Genomic DNA, 20,841 nt, shown 5'->3' with positions numbered 1-20,841 from the left:
GGTTTGCGAAATAAAGATTGGAAAAATACCGATGAGCGCAAAATCAGAATATACGCCCCCGAAAGTCTGGACCTGGGATCAGGAGAGCGGCGGCAACTGGGCGAGCATCAATCGTCCTGTTTCCGGCGCCACCCACGAAAAAGACCTACCCGTCGGGCGCCACCCGTTTCAGCTTTACTCGCTGGCGACGCCCAACGGCGTCAAGGTCACGATCATGTTCGAGGAATTGCTGGAGCGCGGCGAACAGCGCGCCGAATACGACGCCCATCTGATCCGCATCAGTGAAGGCGACCAGTTCAGCAGCGGTTTTGTCGCGCTTAATCCGAATTCAAAGATTCCCGCGCTGCTGGACCGTTCCGGCGACAAGCCGGTTCGCGTTTTTGAATCCGGCGCCATCCTTTTACATCTTGCGGAAAAGTTCGATGCGTTTTTGCCGTCCGATCCGTCGCGCCGACCGGAAATGCTGTCCTGGCTGTTCTGGCAGATGGGCGCGACGCCCTATCTTGGCGGCGGTTTCGGTCATTTTTACGCTTATGCGCCTGAAAAATTTGAATACCCCATTAATCGTTTTGCGATGGAGGTGAAGCGCCAGCTCGATGTGCTCGACAAGCGCCTGGCGGCGTCGAAGTTCCTCGCAGGCGACGATTACACGATTGCCGACATGGCGGTTTTTCCGTGGTATGGCGCCATGGCGAAGGGTCTGCTCTATGACGCCGCCGAATTTTTGCAGGTGCATGAATATGAAAACATTATTCGGTGGGCGGATGAAATCTATGCGCGTCCTGCGGTAAAGCGCGGACGCATGGTCAATCGCACATTCGGCGAGCCCGAGACGCAATTGCATGAGCGTCACGACGCCAGCGACTTTGAAACAAAAACGCAGGATAAAATTGGCGGCGGCGCTGAATAAGAAAAACGTATCACCGCTGCAGCTCGATGTTTTCGGCGATGCGTCGCCGGCCTCCGCCGCGCTGGCGCGCAAGGATGAGGTGCTGGCGCGCGCGCTCGACGTCATTGAAAAGCCGCATATCCGCCGGCGACCCGGCGGCTTTGAGGCGCTGTTTCGCATCATTGTCGAGCAGCAGGTGTCCGTGCCGAGCGCGCAGGCGATCTGGAAGCGCTGCGGGCAGGGCATGAAATCCTGCACGCCGCGCGCGGCGCTTGATCAGGGAACGGATGGTCTCCGCGGTTTTGGTCTTTCCGGTCCAAAGGCGCGCTATGTTCTTGCGCTTGCGGAAGACATGGAAAGCGGTCGTCTGCGTCTTGATGATCTGGCGCAGATGGACGACGAGGCCGCATCGCTGGCGCTGCAACAGGTGACGGGAATCGGTCCGTGGACGGCGGCGATTTACCTTCTGTTCTGCGAGGGGCGCGCCGATATCTGGCCGCCGGGCGATGTCGCGCTGCTTGCCGCATATTGCGCGGGGCGCCGGCGCGGGCCCTATCCTGATATGAAACAGTTCAACGCGCGCGCGCAAAAGTGGGCGCCGTATCGCGGCGTCGCCGCCCATGTTTTATGGACATATTACGCGCATTTGCGGGGCCGACAGCCAATTTAACGATGTTGCGAAAATATCGCCTTTTTGTTCAAAATTCTGTCACGGAGAATCAGCTATAGATATTATTCACAGGGTATTGTTATAATTACGGAACAGCAGGGGAGTACCCGCTTTCAGGTTTTTGAGTTGGCATCGACTAGATAACGACAGCGAAGTCCGGGGACGCAGACGATGAGTGTCGCGCTGCAATCTCCCGAGGCCTGTCCCGCTCTTGTGCTGAATGCGGATTTTCGTCCGCTCAGTTACTTTCCTCTATCTTTATGGTCCTGGCAGGATGCGCTGAAAGCCGTATTTCTTGATCGCGTTGACGTCGTCGCGGAATATGAGACGCGCGTTCACAGTCCGACGTTTGAAATGCGGCTGCCGTCTGTGGTGTCGCTGCGCAATTATGTCAATCATGCGCGATCGCCGGCCTTTACGCGGTTCAATGTATTTTTGCGCGACAGTTTCACCTGTCAGTATTGCGGCGCGACCGCACGCGACGCCCTGACGTTCGATCATGTGGTGCCGCGCTCCCAGGGCGGGCGAACGACATGGCAAAATATTGTCGCCGCATGCAGCGGCTGCAATATTAAAAAAGGCGGGCGCACGCCGCGCGAAGCGAAAATGTTTCCGGCGCGCCATCCCAAGCGGCCGACCATGTTCGAGCTGAACGAGCGCGGGCGGGCGTTTCCGCCGCATTATCTGCATGAAAGCTGGCAGGATTTCCTGTACTGGGATTCCGAGCTGGAACCTTAAACTTCCGTCATTGTTCGCCATATGCCGGTCCCGCGCGCACCGTTTGTGCTGCGGCGGCGGGTGGATTATGATGGCCGCAACCATTCAGGGATGTAAGGGGTTTCCACATGGCGGAAAAATACAACGTACTCGATCAGAAGGTGACCATGTCGCGCCGGGCGTTTGCAAAAGCGGCCGCGGCGGGCAGTATTGTCGTTCTTGCGCCCGGTTGCGAAACAGTCAGTCAGGCGTTTACGCCGTCGAACGAGCAAATGGCGCAACTCGCAGGCTCCGCATGGACGGACCTGAAGCAACAGCAGCCGACAACCAACGACCCAAAATACACATCGCGGGTACGGCGCGTGATGCCGCGCATCATTTCGGCGGCCAATGAAAATCCCGCCGGGTGGGAGGTTGAGGTCTTCGCTTCCGATGACCTCAACGCATTCGCATTGCCCGGCGGCAAAATCGGTTTTTACACCGGTATTCTCGACATTATGGCGAACGATTCCCAGATCGCCACCGTCATGGGCCACGAAGTTGCGCATGTGAAATTCAATCACGCCGGCGAGCGTTATGGCCGAACGGCGGCGGCGCAGGCCGGCCTTTCCGTCGCTCAGGTCGCGCTTGGCGATGGCGGCGCCTCGCAGGTGGCGTTGCAGGCGCTGGGCCTTGGCGCGCAATACGGCGTTATCCTGCCCTTCTCGCGCCAGCACGAACTGGAGGCGGACCGGTATGGCCTGCGTTTCATGCATCGCGCCAATTATGATGTGGATGAGGCCGTACGCTTCTGGGAGAACATGTCTTCCATGAAGCAAGGCGAGCCCCCTGAGTTTCTCGCGACGCACCCGAATGACGCAACCCGCATCGCCCAGTTGCGGCAGGAAATTGCGGTGCTCAAGGGCGGCGCCTGACCGGACGGAAAAAGCCTCATCCAGACGCTTGAAAAGCGAAAGTCCCGGGCGTAGGTTCCGCGCTTTCTTGTGGAAGGGCCGCCTTAGCTCAGTCGGTTAGAGCGCTAGATTGTGGATCTAGAGGTCCCCCGTTCGAACCGGGGAGGCGGTACCATTTGCAAGACGCGAGTTTTCCGAAATCATAGCCGGTCTAACGAATCTGAACGCCGATAATTTCCGGTCTCATCCCATGGCAGCCTTGGATGTTGAGCCTCACCTCACGCCCGGTTGCGGTCGCCTGCAGCAACATTTCAAACCCTATATCGTAATCGCGGTCGTTGCTTTTTCGAAAGCCGCTGACCTGGGTGCATCCGCCTGGATTGTAAAGCGATGGATCAATGCCGTTCAGTTTCACGAAAATTTCGTTGGTTCTGTACAATGCTGTTTGAATTTCCTGAACCGTCGCCCACGGCGTAACCACCGCCGTCGCCTGTGCGTGGGCTTCGCTTTGCATCAATAACGGCAGTAAGACCGCAATGCCCGTTACCTTTCGACTGAAAATATTCATCTACCCCTCCATTGAATGAGCACATAATTCAGCTTTAAAACAGGCGAGGCTCCATGACAAATCCAGTAAAGGAACGTTTTCCGGCGCGCGCAGTTTGTCTGCGGTCTGAGCAGGCTACGAATGCAGGGCCTATGTTGGTTTGCGGCTTAATCGATAATGATCGGCTCGATCCGGGCGGCGAGACCGCGATGCGGTTTTTTCTCCACCGCTCTTCGGGTCTCCGGCGCGTCGATGCGATAGGATTTCCAGCCGAAATAGCGCTCAAAGGTGATCAGCGACGTTGAGGCGATGCCGTATGCGGTTCCAGCGGCGCCCGGTTTGACGAAGGCTTCCACCGGTATGCTGTTTTCCAATACATCAACGCCGTCGCTTTCAAATATAATCGGCTTTTCCGTGGCGCGCGGATGCGCCTTGAAAACGATATTGTTTTCTCCCCGTCGTTTCAGTGTTTCGATGAGACGAAGATAAACGCCTCTCTCCTCTTCCCAGGATAAATGGCCTGTACGGAAAATACTTGTGCCGAAGATAACCGTCTCTGTCAGCCAGCCGCCCCTGGGCGATTTTCCGGCTGATCGCAGACCGGCAAACGCCATATCAAAATCATTAAGAGAAAGAGATTTTTGCGTCAGCCCCTTCAGATAGTTCGGCGGTTGGAGCGGCGGCGCCAATCCGAGACAGGCGCAAGCCGGTATCGGAATCCCGATCTCAGGAAACGTCTCATGAATATCCAGGGGCTGGTCCCAATAGCTCGACAGGCCATTGTCAAAAAAGATGAACTCATCCGGTTTCAAAAAGGTGTAAAGATACTGGTGGAACGGCTTATGCAGCGCATTTCCGTAAACAATGCGTTTTGCAGGCGTTTTTTCCAGACGTGACCGGGTGGCGTTGTCAAAATCGATCCGGTTTTTCAAGACAGTTTCCGGCGGCAGAATGAAGCTGTCTATAAACGGAAATGCGCTGCAGACGACTTCCAGAAATTCTTTTTGCATGCCGCTCGGGAGCGACTTCGGCCTTCCGAACAGGACGGCTTTGAGAATGTCTCCCTCTCTGTTTGTGTTGCGGGTTGTAAGGTTGTACGCGGCCAGAAAATTCGCAAAATCAGACAGACCGGTAACGATGCCTATATGCTCAGTCATTTATAGCAGCGCCTGTTTTCGAATTTGGCGAGGTAGCTCAACATGATAAAAATGATTTCCAATGGTTGCGCCGGCCGGCCGACTTTATTATCGCCATAAGTGGGTTGTTGCATCAATGCGGAAATGGATAGACTTGGCGTTTCAGCGTGAATCTCACTGATGACCGGGAATATTTGTGGCGGAAAAGAACATGAAGTTGAAGGTATTTATCGGTTGGGATTCGCGTGAAGTCGAGGCCTATGAGGTCGCACGTCATACAATTTTGAAGCATTCCAGCATTCCACTGGAGATCACGCCATTGAAGCAGACGGCTTTGCGCCAGGCGGGAACGTTTGACCGTCCGGAGGATCCGCGTGCGTCGACAGAATTCACCTATACGCGTTTCCTCACGCCGTTTCTGAGTGATTATGACGGACTGGCGCTATACTTTGACTGTGATTTTCTGTGGCGGGAGGACGTTGCAAAATTGCTCGCAGAGCTTGAATCCGGCAAAGCCGTGCATTGCGTGCAGCATGATTACAAACCCAAGGAACGCACCAAGATGGACGGCCGCGCGCAGGAGCATTATCCGCGCAAGAACTGGTCGTCGCTGATGTTGTTCGACAACGCTCATGCTTTTTGCAAAACGCTGACCCCCGCCTGCGTCAATAGCGCCGAGCCGAGTTATCTTCATCGTCTATCCTGGGCTGAGGATGACGCCATTGGCGCGCTGTCGCCAAAATGGAACTGGCTGGAAGGCTGGTATTCGATGGATAGAGGCGACCCTGAACCGGCGGCGGTTCATTATACCCGCGGCGGACCATGGTTTCCGGAATGGCGCGACGTCGATTTCGCTGATGAATGGATTGACGAATATCAACAACTGACACAGCAAAAGGCGTCCCGTGCAGTATCGTGAATTTCTGAAACGGTTTGGCGCTTCTGTTCGGACAAAGAATATCCTTCAGCCGGAAGAGGCCGATCCCAAAAAGATCGCCCGGAACGCGCGCCCGCACGCCTTACCTAAAAAGACCGAAGCGCCGCGCGAGTTTATTCGCCTGGATCCATGGGAGGCGGAATACCTCTTTATATTTGCAGCAAGTGCGCGCAAAGGCATTGTGGAAACAGGCCGGTTTCATGGCGGCAGCACCTTTGTCATGGCGTGCGCCAACGACAGCGCGCCCATCCATTCAATCGATCTTGCGCCGCAGGATGATGCGCGGCTTCTGGACGTCATGAACAACGCTGGCGTGGGCGAGAACGTTCATTTGATCGTCGGCGACAGCCGAAAAACCAGATACGATCAGATCGGCGCATTTGATTTTCTATTTATAGACGGAGATCATAGTTACGAAGGGTGTACTGATGATCTCAACAACTGGTTTCCGCTGCTTGCGCCCGGCGGTCATGTTTTGTTGCATGACAGTTATTATGGTCAGCCCGTAATGGAAGCGGTTGGCGATTTTTGCGCCCGGAACGGCGTTGATGTGATCATTCCGGCGTACCGAACGTCGAGGCACTGGTGGCATCACGCGGGCTCTATGGCGCACTTCGTAAAGCGCGCCTGATCTTCCTGCAGTCATATGGCTTATGGCTTCGGCGGTTTACTTAACCAGGGCAAGCCGCGCCCGCTTCGACCCATGCGGCGGTGAGCGCGCCGAAAGTTTCCTGATCGCCCGGCGCAGGCGTTCGGCCTTCGCCCGGATTCCACGCCCAGTTCACCAGATGATCCTCGCCATTATGTTTGACGATGTCTTCAAGCGATTTGCCGCCGTTGCGTTCAGGGTCCTTGATCTGGGCGCAGATTTCCGAAGGCGTTGAATTCTGCCAGCCCATGGATTCCGGCGGTAAATGCCATGGCGATGCGCCGGGAATGGATCCTTCCATGCTGGCGAATTCAACATTTGCCTCGCCGTGACATGTGGTGCACTCCATGCCGGTAGCGCCAAGGCCCGCTTCTCCCCGAACGACGGGCGGGTTATGCGGATGCATGTCGTCGCCTTGCGTCGGACCGCCGGATTTCGGGTGGCAATTGGCGCAGCGCGGATGCTGAATGACTTTCGCCATTTCGGTAAAGAGCGCGGCGGCGCGCTCTTGCGTGTCAGCTATATCGGCGAAGGCGGCCGGCGTCTGCAGGCCGTTGACCTCAAGCGCGCCGGTGCGCGATGCAGAACCGGCGTCGTCATTATTTTGTCCGCAGGCGGCGAGCCCGCAGGCGGCGGCAAAAACAGTGGAAAGAAGGACCTGTCGATTGCGCATTTTCTTCTCTCCCTACGCTTGCATGTCTTTGATCATCGGTAACCGGCGCGGCGTTTTGCCGGTGAGCTTTCGCACGGCGTTGGCGACCGCCGGCCCGATCGGCGGTGTTCCCGGTTCGCCAACGCCTGTCGGCGGTTGGGTGGACGGTATGATTGCAACGTCAACTTCCGGCATTTCATTGATGCGGAGTGAGCGATAATCGTGGAAGTTCGATTGCGTAACAGCGCCGCCTTCGCCAAGGATAAGCTCATTAAACAGGACGGCGCCTAGGCCGTATCCAATGCCGCCTTCCATCTGGGCGCGGACAATATCGGGATTAACGGCGACGCCGCAATCGACGGCGCACCAGACATGATGAACGCGCGGCCCGCCGTTTTCGATGGAGACTTCGGCGATTTGCGAAACGTAAGATCTGAATGATTCAACCGATGCGACGCCAAAGGCGCGCCCTTGCGGCGCGGCCCGCCCCCACCCGGCCATTTCCGCGACTTTTCTCAATGTGCCCGCGAGACGCGCATGTTTTTCGTCTTTCATGAGCGCCAGCCGGCCTTCAACGGCGTCCTTGCCGGCTTTTTCAAGCAGTTCATCGATGAAGGTTTCCACCGCATAGCCAGTATGCGTATGCCCTACCGAGCGCCACCAGAGCGTCGTCACGGGATTGTTTATGATATGCGCAGATGTCTTGAAATTTGGAATGTCATAAGCGATTTCTGCTGCGCCTTCCACCATGCTCGCATCGACGCCGTTCTGGATCATGCCCTCGAACGGCGACCCGGCGAGAAACGATTGCGCCGCGATGACCTGGTCCCAGGCGATAATATTGCCGTCGGCGTCAAGTCCGCCGCGAAGACGATGGACTGTCAGCGGGCGATAGTAGCCGCCCTGAATGTCGTCCTCGCGTGTCCACATAAGCTTGACAGGAGTTTGTCCGCCGGCCGCCATGAAGGCTGAAGCGAGCTCCACCGCGAAATGCGAAGTCGGCTGCGCGCGGCGGCCGAAACTGCCGCCGGCGAGCATCGTATTCAGCTTGACCTTCGACATATCGACGCCGCAAACCTGTGCGATAGCGTTATGGTCTCCGGTCTGAATCTGGCTGCCCATCCAGACCTCGACGCCGCCGTCTTCCGATCGCTCGATAACGCCGTCCAGCGGCTCCATTGGGGCGTGCGCAAGATAAGGGAAAACATACTCCGCTTCATGCATCGTCGCGGCCCCGGCGAGCGCATCATCGATTGCGCCGTTTTCACCAGCGGTCGCGCCCGGATTTTTTGCAGCGTCAATTCTTTCCTGCGCGATTGCGTCTGAAGAGCGTGTTTCCGCAGCGCTTTCATCCCACGAGATGTCAAGCGCCTTGCGGCCTTTCAGCGCCGCATAGGAATTCCGGGCGAAAACCGCGATGGCGTCGCCAACCTGTTTCACATCTTCGACGCCGTTAATTTCCATAGCGCCGGCGGCGTCGAAAGACGCGGGCTTGGCGCCAAATTTTTCCGGATGCGCCGCGACCACGGTCAGCATACCGTCCCGGTAGACATCGAGGCTGAACATTGCCTGGCCGGTCGCCTTCGCTTCTGTATCAATTTTTGGCGCTGATTTGCCGATATAAAGAAACTGATCAGGGGTTTTCAGAACCGGATTTTCCGGCGGCGTCTGGCTCGCCGCCGCGCCGGCAAGCTCGCCGAAAGTCGCTGACCGTCCGCTGCCCGCATGTGAGACCATCCCTTTCGATACGCTGATGGAACCGGCCGGAACGCCCCAGCGTTCGGCGGCGGCGGCGACCAGCATGGCTTTGGCGGCGGCGCCCGCTTTACGCATAATCTCGTAAGAAGAAAAAATCGCGCTGGAGCCGCCGGTGCCTTGTATCCCTGGTCCAAATGCGGCGTTTCCATAGAGTTCGGCGTCCGACGGGGCGTGCTCGGCGCGCATCTGCGACCAGTCCGCATCCATTTCATCGGCGACGAGCGTCGTCAAACCGGTAAAGGGTCCCTGGCCAAACTCAATATGCTTGACCATGACCGTGACCGTATTGTCCGGACTGACCCGGACAAATGCGTTTGGTTCGAAAATATCTTCGCCGCCTCCGGATTGGGCCCGCGCTTTTATGGGCAGTGCGACAGAGATCATCAGCGCGCCCGCGCCGGAAAGAAAGGCGCGACGCGAAGTAGCGGGCGTATCGAAAGGCGCCATAATTATTCTCCCAGGTTTTCGCTTGCGGTTTTGATGGCCTTGCGTATGCGCACATATGTAGCGCACCGGCATATATTGCCCGCCATGGCGTTATCGATGTCGTCGTCAGTCGGTTTTGGATTACGCGTTAACAGCGCGGCCGCGGCCATGACCTGTCCCGACTGGCAATACCCGCATTGCGGCGTATCATGCTCGGTCCACGCCGCCCGGACCGCCTCGGCTTCGACGCCTTGAAGGCCTTCGATGGTTGTAACCGATTGCCCTTCGATAGAGGAGACGGGCGTGACGCAGGCCCGCCGGGGAAAACCATTCAAATGGACAGTGCATGCGCCGCATTGCGCAATGCCGCAACCGAATTTGGTGCCGGTAAGGTGAAGCTCATCTCTCAACACCCATAAAAGCGGCGTATCCGGATCAACATCGACTGTCCGGTTCTCACCGTTGACATTGAACGTTACGGCCATGCTTGATTCTCCCGGTTATACGCAGGCTACAGGCAGCAGAACGCGCGCAACCTGAAATCTGACAACGAATTAGAGCGGAGTTTACACGAAAAGGCCGCGCGATACGATAGCCGTCAGCACAAGCAGAAAATTGCCGCTATGTGTGTTTTTCAGCCGCGGCGATTTCAAGGAGCGCTTTTTCAAAAAGCGCCGCCGCATCGTCCCATGAATAACTAATAGCTTTTTCATAGGCTGCATCGGACATGCGCCGCCATTTATCGTCAGAGGATTGCAAGACGCTGGCGGCTTTATGCGCCAGCGCGGCGTAATCATCTATTGGCGTTACATAGCCTTCCACGCCATCGTCAATAAGGTCTGGCGCGGCGCCTGCGCGGGTAGCGATGACAGGCGTACGGCACGCCATGGCTTCTAGAAGCGTCAGGTTAAATCCTTCCATGCGGCTCGCGGACAGCCATAAATCACATTTGGCGTAAATATTCCGGATTTTATCCTGCGCCGGCCGGTGATAAAATTCGCAACCATCCGGTAAGGGAAGTTTTCTTGTTGGATGGTGCGTACTGAAGGCAATTGTTTTGAGGTCCGGGATCGTGTCGCGCATCAGTTGAACTGCGCGCATTGTTACATCAACGCCTTTATTTTCGCTTGTCGAATATAAAAATCCGATAGAGGGACGCTGGTTTTTGTTTCGCGGGGGTGCATAAAACTGATCATGGTCAACACTGTTTGGAATGACGGCGAAAGCTTCTGTCTGTACGTTTTCACGCAACATTTCATTGAGCCAGTTAGACACCGCAATTTTGCTGAATGGCGCAGTATAGGTGGCCCTAACGCGCGCCGCCGGGGCATACGGAAACGCTGCTTCGTATCCTTGTATCAAATAGGTCTTGGCGCCTTTTTGCGCGCTCAAATTTATCGCCCACTCTGCTGTCAGCCAGAATGTGGCGATCAAGATATCGCCGTCCGGCACATCGCAATTTTCAATCGCCTGCTTGCCTTCGACAACGCGGACGCAAAGACCGGCATTTGAAAAGCGCTCCGTACTGAAACTGTTTTTGATGAATTTTCCTGTGCGCATAAAACGTTTTATGCGATGTGCGATGGGCGGCGCCGGCGGCTTTAGGGCTATAATATGGACATCGTGGCCCATGTCCTTGAGCTTGCGCGCATAAATTGCAACGACGCGGTCGCCGCCGCCGAATGACGGATTATAGGTCAGGATATTGATGCGCAATTTATTGGTCAAAGCATTCACTCGGCAGGCGCGGTTCATTTCCAGGCAAATTCTTCGGCGGCGCTGCTTGCCGCCGGGACGGTTGTTTGCGTCACGCCGCTGTCCAGCTGCTGATGAACGACCCGCGCGAGCGCAATGCCCAGCCCGCCCAGCGACCAGTATAAGTAAGGAATCTGTCCGACGCTGCTTGTGGTGAAAATCGTCAGCAACACGCCGCAAATCGTGGCGATATAAGCCCGGCAATAATTCGCCATTACGGGATCGGCTTTCTTGGCCCGTTTATGGACTTTAAGCAGCGAGCTAAGAACGCAGAGGAAAAAACCCAAGAATAATATCAAACCGGTAAGGCCGCTTTTCAGTCCGATTTGCAAATAGGTGTTGACGATATCGATAATGCCCTGCCCCTGCCGGAGGGACTGCAGCGCGCTGTGCGCCATAAAGTCGGCGGAGCCGATAAAGGGATGTTCCAATATCACCTGCCACGCATTTTCCAGCAGTTTTTGCCGATACGTAACAGTTGCGTCTCTTTCGCCGCCTACAAACGGAATGAGGCTGATAATGTCTTTACCGAAGGGAGTCATGAGCGATATTGCAAGGGCCGCCACACCCCCAACGGCCGCTTGCATTGAGCGGGTCACCACGTTTGGGCTTAGCAATACGTATACCCCAAGAACAACGACAGCGCCGATCCAGGGGCCGCGGGACAGAGAGACAATAAGGCCAACGCCAAGCAAGGCGATCCCGGCATATTTGTAGAAATTGCTTATCTTGTCATTTAAAACAGCGATTCCGATCCCGAGCCCGCACATCGCAATATAACCCCAGACGATAGGGTTGAATACAGAAGTTGATGCGCGAAGATAGCCTTCTCGCATCGTATAGCCGAACGGCATTGCGCCGAACCAGTTTGTCGATACCGAATTATAAAAATGCCAGTTGCGCAAAAATTCCGGGATGGAAACGGCGGACAGAACGATCGCTGGAAAAACCAGCGCCGCCGACAGAATCCGCATGTCTGAAAAAGACTTCGGATAGCGGCTCATCACATAATATATGGGTGCGATCAGCAAAAACTCGTGCAAGGCCGTACGCAGCATATGCGTAAAACTTGGCGCGCGGACGGAAAGGATGATCTGCAAAATCAAAAACAGCAGAAAAAACAAATCCGCCTTCACGCCCACCTTATTCAATTTTTTCATCGCCGCGCCTGAGAACATGAGCGGCAGGAGAACGACGAACAGGATCGCCAGCTGCGGGTTGACCTCGATGAATTTATTAATACCGGCAAAGCCGGGGATCGCTTCGCCCAGGGTCGGGACAAAACTCAGCAACAAAATATATATGGCGGGGCGCACGGGCTCCGCACGCGAAAGGCCGAATGCGGCAATGCCTGCGACAATGATAAACATCCAGTAATTGGTCAGCAGGAACGCCAGGCTTGTCATGATCAGCCACGTTGCGGACCAGTGGGTTGCGCGCTTTTGCCCTATCAGCGGCGCAAAACCCTGCCGCAAAAAAAACAAAGCCACGGTGGAAACAATGAAAACAGCAATAAAGGCTTTAAAGTGCGGCCCCATAATCTAACGGTCCTGAAATCCTGCTGTTTTCGACTGCGCGTGTCTTTGCCGTAGCCTTCACCGGCCAATTAGCTTACTGGCACAGTCTATCCGATATTGAAATATGAAGACGTTAACGCAACTCATCTCGAAATTTTCGCCCTTTGCCGGAGGCGCTGACGCGCAATCGTTAAGATTGCGCGTTCAGACAGGCAGCGTCTTGACCATGGGCGGATTTGGCGTCGCCCAATCGCTGCGGCTGGTTTCAAACCTGATTTTGACGAGGCTTCTCATGCCGGAGGCGTTCGGTCTGATGGCTGTCGCGGTCTCTATCAATATCTGGGCGGTGATGCTTTCCGATATCGGCGTCGGCACGAGCGTCGTGCGGAGTAAAAATAGCGACGATCCCGATTTCCTTCATACGGCCTGGACGGTTCAGTTCGCAAGAAACACGATTGTCTGGTGCGTGATTTTGCTCGCCGCGCTCAGCGTATGGTTGTTGAACACAAGCGGTGCGTTCAGCACCGATAGCATTTACGCCAATCCGATTCTGCCCTGGGTCATGGCCGCCGCCGGGGCACAGGTTTTTATCGGCGCCTTCTCATCGATCAACAAGGCGATGGCGCAAAGGAAGCTGGCCATGGGGCGTATTATCGCTCTTGAGATCAGCGCACAGCTCATCGCCATGCTGACGACTATCGCTTTCGCTGCGGCTGGATTTGGCGTCTGGGCGCTTATTATCGGCATGTTGACGAATGCTGCGGTGACAACGGCGGCGTCGCATTTTGTTTTTCCCGGACCGGCCATGCGGTTTGGTTTCAAACGCGAATATTTCTGGGAAATTTTTCATTTTGGAAAATGGCTGATCATCGCGTCGTTTTTCGGGTTTCTAGTCAACCGCGGCGACCAGATTCTCTTCGGCGGATTTATGAATAGCGATAATTTCAGTTTGTACGCCATTGCCACAATGTGGATCGGCGCGGCCTCGGCAATCGTCCAAACGCTGATGCGGCGGATATTATACCCGGCCTATAGCGAGATCATCCGTGAGCGGCCGAAAAGTCTGACGAATGCTTACTATAAATCGCGTCTCGCCGTTGAAGCGGGCTCCATAACGCTGGCGTTTGGCGCTTTTTTCTTCGCCGAACCGGTTTTCGCCATATTGTATCCGGACAGCTACGCGGGCGTTGGCTATTATGTAAAATTATTGGCGCCATTCCTGCTGCTGACGCCGTTTCGGTTGATCAATGTTGCGGTCCTCGCCGGCGGCGACAGTCGCAATTTCACGGCGGTGACCGTTCTTGCCGGTATTGCCGTGCTTTGCCTGACGCCGCTGATGTTTTCCTTCGCCGGAGAAAAAGCGGCGATTGTAACCTTTGCGCTGGCCGAAACGCTTTCCTTGCCGATTATCTGGCGGATCGGATCAAAACATATCCGCCTCAAGCCGCTTGCCGAAGTGCGAATGCTGTTTGTGATGGCGCTGCTGGTGGTTTTGATTTTTACAATTGGCTGAAGCGGGCAACGCCGAGCGCCGGAAAAGTAAAGCCTGCGGCAATTGATTAAAAACTGATTAAACATTGCCCACTGAAATTTTAAGAAAGTTTCATTCCTTTTCTTAGGTTCGGCGGCGTTCGAATGCCAATCAGTTAAGCCTTTATCAGTGATCTGTCTCTACCAAGGAATTGGTTAACCTTAACAGGCCGGCTGATCTGGCGGGCTTCAAAGTATGATGACGGGTGCGCTTAATGTTGAGGCTTCAGATTAAATTTCTTTCTGGCGCCGCCGCTATTTGTATCTTTGGTCAGGCTGCGGCGTTAACGCCTGAAAATCTGAAATATTACGGTTCTGTCTATCCGGATGGCGCAGGTGAAACGCCGCGCGGCGCTGTCTCGCCGGAAAACGCGTCATATCAGGCGCGCGCGCAGGTGAGCGATCAGGCGAGCGATCAGAATTCTTCGTCGCTCGCGAACGCGCTGGGTCCCGCCGGATATCTCATCGCACAGCGCAGCGACGACGCTGGGTTCGCCGCGCTCATCCGCCGGGCTGTGGGCCGGCATCCTGCTTTCCATTCGCAAGCGGCGAACCTTGGCGAAGCGTCCGCCGCAAGGCGCAGAGCCCGCTCCGCCCTGTTGCCGCAAATCTCCGGTCAGTTGCGGGGGGATTATTCGATCACCAGAGATTTTGGCGCAGGCACGGATAACGTTGTCGAATCGCTTCGCCCGCGCGAGCAGTTCACTGCCGGTATTTCCGCCTCGCAACTGATCTTTGATGGCGGCGCTACGATCCAGCGCATCCGCAGCGCGCGCGCGCTGAGCGAGGAGTACAAGAACGCGCTCAGCACGCGTATCAACGACCTCGCGATTAATGCGCTTACCGCTTATTACGATGTCGCTGCGCATCAGGCCCTGACCGCGCTGGGCGACGCCTTTATCGGGCGGCACGAAGAAATACTGAACAGCGTCAAGGAGCGCGAACGCCTCGGCGCGGGCTCAAAAGCGGATGTAACGCGCGCCCGCGCAAGGCTTGCGGCGTCCCGGGCGCGCCTGTCGGAAATCGAAGAAAGTAAACGCTACGCCGATATCCGATATGAAGAGTTTTTTGGCGAAACGCCCGATGTCCTGTCGCGTCCGGAAATATCCGCGCCTGTCTTGCGCTCGCGAAACGAGGCTGTTGTCGAAGCGCTCGACAGCAATCCGGAACTGGCTGCTGCGGCCGCGCGGGCGGACCAGCGGCAGGCGGATTTCAAAGCGGCGAAAAGCGCGCGATACCCTGAAGTTCGATTATCCGTGGATGCAGTGAAGTACGATATATTCGACAACGGCGATGATTTCGACGTCCGCGCAGGCGTAAACGTCAATTATAATATTTTTGGCGGCGGCGCGCGTGCGGCGGATATCGCGATCGCCCGATCCCGCGCAAAAAGCGAAGCTTTCAGCGAATCCCGTATCCGTCAGGAAATCTCACGGGACGCCGCGATGGCGTATGAACGCGTGCAAAGCGCGGACGCCAGGCTGGATGCGCTGGGCGAGGCGGTCATCGCGCATGATGAAACACGCGACCTTGTGCTGGAGCGTTACAAACTTTCCCGCGGAGACCTGATTGATGTGCTGCAGGCGGAAAATGATTATTTCGAAGCGGCGGTTGCGTATCTGACAGCGCTTTCCGCGCAGGATATGGCGGCTTATGCGCTGATGGAGCATACCGGTGGATTGCTTCAACGATTTTCGCCGCAACTGGACTATGACGCTGCGGTCGCCGGAGCCCTGAATGAGTAAGAGTCGTCCCTCCAATAACCTTGACGCCTCTCCGCACTGGCTTTTTGCGCCGCTGCGAGAGAATAGCAAAATTTACGGCCAGACAATTTTGGCGGCGGCGATTGTTAACCTGTTGGGGCTGGTGTCGTCTTTTTTCATTATGACGGTTTACGACCGCGTTCTTCCTAACCAGGCGATTGAATCGTTGATCGCACTGACTATCGGCGTTGTGCTTGCGCATATTTTCGATTTTATTCTGAAATCGCTGCGCGGCTATTTTATCGATATTGCCGGGCAACGTTTGGACGCCACGGTCGGCTCAAGCGTTTTCGATAATTTAATGGCGATGCGGATGGATGCGCGGCGCGGCGCATCAGGCGCCATCGCCGGCCTCGTCAAGGAATTTGAAAATTTGCGGGATTTTTTCAGTTCCGCCACGCTGGTCGCGATTGTCGATTTGCCATTTATTTTCTTATTCATTGCGACGATTGCATTGATCGGCGGGCCGATTGCACTCGTGCCGTTGATCGGCGTCCTGGTCGCCTTGACGTCGGGCGTGATTATCCAGCCCGTAATCATGAAGCGCACACAACAGGCGATGGCGGAAGGTCATCACAAAAACGCCGTTCTGATTGAAACGCTGTCGAGCCTTGAAACCGTAAAAAGCGTCCAGGCCAGCGGATTGATGCGTGCGCGCTGGCGCAATGGCGTAATGCGTCAGGCGAAGATTTCCACTATCGGGCGGTTCCTCAACCAGTTTGCCGTGAACGCTTCCGGGTTTGCGCAGCAGGCCAGTCAAGTCGGCGTCGTTGTGATCGGCGTCTTTCTCGTGAGCGCGAACGAAATCACCACCGGCGCGCTGATCGCATCGGTGATTCTGACGGGCCGGGCGCTTGCGCCGCTGGGACAGGTGGCGTCGCTGTTGAGCCGCGTCAACGGCGCCTGGGCTTCATACAAGTCGCTCAATAATCTGATGACCGCGCAATGTGAAACAGACCCGACGCGGGAATATTTGCCGCGTCCTGAATTGCAGGGCCGGATCGAGTTTCGCGAGGTTAGTTTTTCCTACGCGGGCGCCGCATCGCGTGCGCTGGATGAGGTTTCCTTTACGATCGAGCCGGGCGAGCGCGTCGCGATACTTGGAAAAAACGGCTCTGGAAAAAGTACGATTGTACGTCAGATTACCGGTGTTTATTCGCCCTCGGAAGGCTCCGTACTGGTCGATGATACGGATATCCGTCAACTCCGGCCGGCGGATCTGCGCTCTAATATCGGCGCCGTCCTGCAGGATGTCTGCCTGTTCTCAGGCAGCATTCGCGAGAATATCGCACTTGGATTGGAAAATGTATCAGATGAAGACATTCTGCATGCGGCTAAAATCGCCGGCGTACATGAATTTGTCGGCGCCTCGGCCGGCGGATATGATCAACGCCTTGCGGAACGCGGCGAAGGTTTGTCAGGTGGACAGCGTCAGGCGATAGCGCTGGCGCGCGCGCTGGCGCCGAAACCCTCGATCCTGCTGCTTGATGAACCGTCAAGCGCGCTGGACTCGCAGGCGGAAGCCATGTTGATTTCGCGGCTGGAACGCGCGACGCGGGGGCGCACTTTACTGATCGTGACGCACCGCATGTCGATGGTGCGTCTGGTGGATCGCATCATCGTTCTGGACAAGGGGCGCGTGATTGTCGATGGGCCGCGCGATACGGTGTTGCGCGCCATGTCGTCGGCGCGCGATCTTAGAACGAAACGCATCGCCGGGCCGAAAATCGTTGCGACGAGGGCGGCGTAATGACTGAAAACAATCAACTCGTTCCCGCTAACGAGACCGGCGCCAATGATGTGATCGACGACGCTTTGCCGGTTGAGCCGGCAAAAGCCGCACAGTATCTTTTGTATGTCATCGCCGGGCTTGTCGTTTTGACGCTTGTTTGGGCGTCGTTTGCAAAGCTGGATCGCGTGACGCGCGGCGCCGGCTGGGTGGTGACGTCGAACCAGCTTCAGGAATTGCAGTATCTCGAAGGCGGCATCGTCAAGGAGATTCTTGTTGCGTCAGGCGACCATGTTGAAGCGGGTGAGTTGCTCGTGCGCCTCGATCCAACGCAAATGAACGTTGCTTTCGCGCAAGGGCAGGATGAATTCAACACGCTGGCGGCGCGCATTGCGCGGCTCGAAGCCGAAGCCTCGCTGGACGATGCGGCGTTTCCAAGTGAACTTGTGGCGGCGGCGCCGAATGTCGTGAAAAACGAGCGCCAGCTTTATCAGGCGCGCCAGGAAGAGCTTGCAGCGTCTTTGGGGATCGAACAAAACAAGCTCGATCAGCGCCGCAAAGGTCTTGATGACGCGCATATTGCGTTGATTACAGCAAAAGAGGCGCATCAACTGGCCGTCGAAGAATTACGCATCATGCAGCGGCTCGTCGGCAAGGGCATCGAACCGCAGGTCGAGCTGTTGCGCGCGCGCCAGCGCGAAGCAGCCGCAAAAGGCGAAGCGCAAAGAGCCGAAATCGCCATAGGACGTCTGGAATTCGAAATCGCCGAAGCTGAAGGCGAAGCGGAGCGTATCCGAAAAACATTCACCGCCGCCGCCGCTGACGAACTGACGAAAGCCAAGGCGGAGATGGAAGGGTTGAAGGGCGAGCTGCCGGCGTTGCAGGATAAAGTGGCGCGCACCGATGTCATCGCGCCGGTCGCCGGCGTGATCAATCGCGTGCTCGTCTCGACCATCGGCGGCGTTGTCGCGCCCGGCGAAACCATTGTCGAAATTGTTCCCAGCGAGGACACGCTCCTTGTGGAAGCGAAAATCAAACCGGCCGATATTGGTTTTCTGCGCATGGGTCAGAAAGCGAAAGTCTCCATCACGGCATACGATTCCTCGCTCTACGGCTCGCTGGACGGCGTCATCGAAAATATCAGCCCCGATGCGATCAAGGATGAGAAAAGCGAAGAGCGCTTTTACAATATCAAAGTTCGCACAACCGCCGAATCGCTCAAAAGCCGCCGCGGTGAGTTGAAAATCCTGCCCGGCATGGCGGCCGAAGTGGCAGTGTTGAACGGAAAACGGTCGGTGCTTGCCTATATTATCAAGCCTTTATCGAACCTGAATGAAAAAGCGTTGAAAGATAAATAATTGACCCGCGCCTGCCGGCGCGTCAGGTTCGGCTTCACTTGTCGATGGTTCAAATGCTTATCGAGCTGAAAACATGAAGCAAAATCCGCCGGGCGCGCAGGGCCAGCCTCAGCCTCAGCAACAGGCAAACGGGTTCGTGCCGGAGGTCTGGTTTCACACGCCTGTATGGTCGCGAAAGGTCGTGGATCATGAACGGATCAACACGCATATCATGTCCGTTCTCGACACGCTGGAAGCGGACACGGATTCAATCACGCGCTCCAATGTGGGCGGCTGGCACAGTCACGATCAGATACATCATAGAGAAGATCTGGCTGAAATCAGACGAATAATCGGAACGGCCTGCGTTGGATGCGCAACCTTCATGGAGTTCGATTTCGATAATTTCGACCTGATCATCAAGGAAATGTGGCTGAACAAGAACGGTCCCGGCGACTTCAACAAGGCGCACATTCATCCGAATGCGATTTTGTCAGGCGCCTATTATGTAAAAACCCCGGAGGGCGCCGGGAATATCGAACTTTACGACCCTGTGCCTGCCCGGCTGATGAATGTTTACCCGGTCAAAAGGCGCAAACCGATTAACTTGCAGGCGGTGGAATATAAAGCGGAAGCCGGACAGCTTCTGGTGTTTCCATCATGGCTTCAGCATTCGGTGCAACCGAACCGGGGGGAAGATTTCCGCGTTTCGATCAGCTTTAACATAGGTTTTAAAGCCAAGGCGCGCACGCAGGCCCCGGAAGCGCCTGAAGACGCGCCGCTGGATCTTGTTAAGGGCGATTAATTCGCCGGCGGCTTGGTTTCCGTTTTTTGCGGCACAATACGATAGGCTTTCGAGCCTTTCAGGCCGGACCAGAAAGACAACTTTGCATAGCGTTCAAACAGTTCCGGCGGCAGAATTGACTTGCGCGGGCGCGGCTCGACTTTCTCATGAACCTTGTGAAGTCCCTTTACGCCAAGTTGTGAATCAAACTCAGGGGCGTCGTAATCCACATTACTGAAGTCGTGTTCGTAGAGGTCTTCTTCAATGAATTTGTAGATGAGTTTTATGACTTCGCCGGGACGGGCGCTGAATATATCATAATCGACGATCACTATGCGATCGGCGAACTCGCTCCAGACGGCTTCCTGTAGGGCGTGCCACGCGAAACCGACGAGCCTGTTCGGGCCCGCCAGCGCCTCAAGGCGGGTATAAACCGTCGATCGCTCCGCAGGCGTATTAAACAGCCGCGTATTCTCGAACATATTGCCGCGATATTGCCGCTCCAGGCTGTCCATGACCCAGGCGACGTTGCGCACGGTGCAAATCAGTCTCGCCTCGGGGAATAACTTCATCAGCGCCGGGAGTTGTGCGGTCCAGGCGCGGTTGGTGTCGAAAATCACCTTTTCGTCGCGGTCACGGTAATAGGTGTCGAATAATCCGCGTATAATGGCGGCGCGCTGCTCCTCGTTCACCATGGAGGAAAGCTCGCTGCCGGCGGAGACTTGCGCGATCACGCCCTCCATCAGGCTGGCCACGGGGCTGGACATGCCGGCGTGAAAGCGCGGGTTCTGGCGCAAGAGCGCGCCCATAAGCGTCGATCCGGAACGCGGCAGACCGGAGATGAAATGGAATTTTCGTTCTGATGTGGTTTTTGCCCGTTTCGCCATGCGCAGTCTCCTGATGTAACGTTCGTTTCGGCGCCGATTATTATTAACGCCTTGTCCGGCGTAGAAAAATTTTGCGGCATGCGCACATGCAACTTTCGCAGCGCTTCGCGCTAATCGCAACCGGCACAAGGTTAAGACAAGTCGTTTTCGAACGAATTCGCGCCGGCCAGCCCTTTACCCGTTGTCGTTTGCCGCTCCCGGCGGTAGGGTTTTTGCAGTCTTGGGGAAGACGCAGGCGGGCGGCATGCCCGTCTTGAGGGAGGGA

At 56.0% G+C, this 20,841-nt stretch carries 19 protein-coding genes and 1 tRNA gene; 12 read left to right on the top strand and 8 right to left on the bottom strand.

What is annotated here, in order from left to right; all coding sequences use genetic code 11:
* Nucleotides 1–31 precede the first annotated feature (31 nt).
* From yghU to ACQK2Q_RS13405, 5 genes are all read left to right on the top strand, one after another.
* On the top strand, nucleotides 32–910 hold the full coding sequence (gene yghU, locus ACQK2Q_RS13425; RefSeq protein WP_425410250.1) for a glutathione-dependent disulfide-bond oxidoreductase: 879 nt from the start codon (nucleotides 32–34) through the stop codon (nucleotides 908–910).
* Nucleotides 891–1,559, top strand: coding sequence for a DNA-3-methyladenine glycosylase family protein (locus ACQK2Q_RS13420; protein ID WP_425410249.1), 669 nt, complete (start codon nucleotides 891–893; stop codon nucleotides 1,557–1,559). Before yghU ends, ACQK2Q_RS13420 begins: the two co-directional genes overlap by 20 nt.
* 171 nt (nucleotides 1,560–1,730) lie before the next feature.
* Nucleotides 1,731–2,297 carry an HNH endonuclease gene (locus tag ACQK2Q_RS13415; RefSeq protein WP_425410248.1) on the top strand — a complete coding sequence of 189 codons (567 nt, stop codon included), beginning with the start codon at nucleotides 1,731–1,733 and terminating at the stop codon, nucleotides 2,295–2,297.
* 107 nt (nucleotides 2,298–2,404) lie between these two features.
* Nucleotides 2,405–3,190, top strand: a complete 786-nt coding sequence (locus ACQK2Q_RS13410) for a M48 family metallopeptidase (RefSeq protein ID WP_425410247.1) — start codon at nucleotides 2,405–2,407, stop codon at nucleotides 3,188–3,190.
* Nucleotides 3,191–3,267: 77 nt separating this feature from the next.
* A tRNA-His gene (locus ACQK2Q_RS13405) sits at nucleotides 3,268–3,344 on the top strand.
* Nucleotides 3,345–3,380: 36 nt separating this feature from the next.
* Here the strand turns inward: ACQK2Q_RS13405 and ACQK2Q_RS13400 are convergent.
* A complete protein-coding gene (locus ACQK2Q_RS13400; protein WP_425410246.1) occupies nucleotides 3,381–3,737 on the bottom strand; it encodes a hypothetical protein in 357 nt (118 codons plus the stop codon).
* 146 nt (nucleotides 3,738–3,883) lie between these two features.
* Nucleotides 3,884–4,873 carry a polysialyltransferase family glycosyltransferase gene (locus tag ACQK2Q_RS13395; protein WP_425410245.1) on the bottom strand — a complete coding sequence of 330 codons (990 nt, stop codon included), beginning with the start codon at nucleotides 4,871–4,873 and terminating at the stop codon, nucleotides 3,884–3,886.
* 190 nt (nucleotides 4,874–5,063) lie between these two features.
* Here ACQK2Q_RS13395 and ACQK2Q_RS13390 point away from each other — a divergent pair, with 190 nt between their 5' ends.
* Nucleotides 5,064–5,771, top strand: coding sequence for a glycosyltransferase (locus ACQK2Q_RS13390; RefSeq protein ID WP_425410244.1), 708 nt, complete (start codon nucleotides 5,064–5,066; stop codon nucleotides 5,769–5,771).
* Nucleotides 5,758–6,420 (top strand): class I SAM-dependent methyltransferase, encoded by a 663-nt coding sequence (locus tag ACQK2Q_RS13385; protein ID WP_425410243.1) that lies wholly within the window; start codon nucleotides 5,758–5,760, stop codon nucleotides 6,418–6,420. The genes ACQK2Q_RS13390 and ACQK2Q_RS13385 overlap by 14 nt, the downstream gene beginning before the upstream one ends.
* Nucleotides 6,421–6,460: 40 nt before the next feature.
* Here ACQK2Q_RS13385 and ACQK2Q_RS13380 read toward each other — a convergent pair whose 3' ends face one another.
* The 5 genes from ACQK2Q_RS13380 to ACQK2Q_RS13360 form a co-directional block, all read right to left on the bottom strand.
* Entirely contained in the window at nucleotides 6,461–7,111 is a 651-nt protein-coding gene (locus tag ACQK2Q_RS13380; protein ID WP_425410242.1) for an Isoquinoline 1-oxidoreductase subunit, read from the bottom strand.
* A 12-nt stretch (nucleotides 7,112–7,123) separates the two neighbouring features.
* Nucleotides 7,124–9,295 carry a molybdopterin cofactor-binding domain-containing protein gene (locus ACQK2Q_RS13375; RefSeq protein WP_425410241.1) on the bottom strand — a complete coding sequence of 724 codons (2,172 nt, stop codon included), beginning with the start codon at nucleotides 9,293–9,295 and terminating at the stop codon, nucleotides 7,124–7,126.
* 2 nt (nucleotides 9,296–9,297) lie between these two features.
* Nucleotides 9,298–9,759: a (2Fe-2S)-binding protein gene (locus ACQK2Q_RS13370; RefSeq protein WP_425410240.1), complete on the bottom strand. Its 462-nt coding sequence runs from the start codon at nucleotides 9,757–9,759 to the stop codon at nucleotides 9,298–9,300.
* A 136-nt stretch (nucleotides 9,760–9,895) separates the two neighbouring features.
* Nucleotides 9,896–11,002, bottom strand: coding sequence for a glycosyltransferase family 4 protein (locus tag ACQK2Q_RS13365; protein ID WP_425410239.1), 1,107 nt, complete (start codon nucleotides 11,000–11,002; stop codon nucleotides 9,896–9,898).
* 23 nt (nucleotides 11,003–11,025) lie between these two features.
* On the bottom strand, nucleotides 11,026–12,567 hold the full coding sequence (locus ACQK2Q_RS13360; protein ID WP_425410238.1) for an O-antigen ligase family protein: 1,542 nt from the start codon (nucleotides 12,565–12,567) through the stop codon (nucleotides 11,026–11,028).
* A 103-nt stretch (nucleotides 12,568–12,670) separates the two neighbouring features.
* Between ACQK2Q_RS13360 and ACQK2Q_RS13355 the strand changes: the two genes are divergently transcribed.
* The 5 genes from ACQK2Q_RS13355 to ACQK2Q_RS13335 all read left to right on the top strand — a co-directional run bounded on the left by ACQK2Q_RS13355 (nucleotide 12,671) and on the right by ACQK2Q_RS13335 (nucleotide 19,710).
* A complete protein-coding gene (locus ACQK2Q_RS13355; RefSeq protein ID WP_425410237.1) occupies nucleotides 12,671–14,059 on the top strand; it encodes an oligosaccharide flippase family protein in 1,389 nt (462 codons plus the stop codon).
* Nucleotides 14,060–14,291: 232 nt separating this feature from the next.
* Nucleotides 14,292–15,821 carry a TolC family protein gene (locus ACQK2Q_RS13350; RefSeq protein ID WP_425410236.1) on the top strand — a complete coding sequence of 510 codons (1,530 nt, stop codon included), beginning with the start codon at nucleotides 14,292–14,294 and terminating at the stop codon, nucleotides 15,819–15,821.
* Nucleotides 15,814–17,589 carry a type I secretion system permease/ATPase gene (locus tag ACQK2Q_RS13345; protein WP_425410235.1) on the top strand — a complete coding sequence of 592 codons (1,776 nt, stop codon included), beginning with the start codon at nucleotides 15,814–15,816 and terminating at the stop codon, nucleotides 17,587–17,589. Before ACQK2Q_RS13350 ends, ACQK2Q_RS13345 begins: the two co-directional genes overlap by 8 nt.
* Nucleotides 17,589–18,926: an HlyD family type I secretion periplasmic adaptor subunit gene (locus ACQK2Q_RS13340; protein WP_425410234.1), complete on the top strand. Its 1,338-nt coding sequence runs from the start codon at nucleotides 17,589–17,591 to the stop codon at nucleotides 18,924–18,926. The genes ACQK2Q_RS13345 and ACQK2Q_RS13340 overlap by 1 nt, the downstream gene beginning before the upstream one ends.
* 73 nt (nucleotides 18,927–18,999) lie before the next feature.
* Nucleotides 19,000–19,710, top strand: a complete 711-nt coding sequence (locus tag ACQK2Q_RS13335; RefSeq protein WP_425410233.1) for a TIGR02466 family protein — start codon at nucleotides 19,000–19,002, stop codon at nucleotides 19,708–19,710.
* Here ACQK2Q_RS13335 and ACQK2Q_RS13330 read toward each other — a convergent pair.
* Complete coding sequence (locus ACQK2Q_RS13330; RefSeq protein WP_425410232.1) at nucleotides 19,707–20,576, bottom strand: sulfotransferase family protein; 870 nt, start codon at nucleotides 20,574–20,576, stop codon at nucleotides 19,707–19,709. The genes ACQK2Q_RS13335 and ACQK2Q_RS13330 overlap by 4 nt on opposite strands.
* Between the last annotated feature and the right edge of the window lie 265 nt (nucleotides 20,577–20,841).

The organism is Hyphococcus sp. (genome assembly GCF_965228385.1).
In the GTDB taxonomy this organism is placed as follows: Bacteria; Pseudomonadota; Alphaproteobacteria; order Caulobacterales; family Parvularculaceae; genus Hyphococcus.
This window is presented reverse-complemented; position numbering and strand designations above follow the sequence as displayed.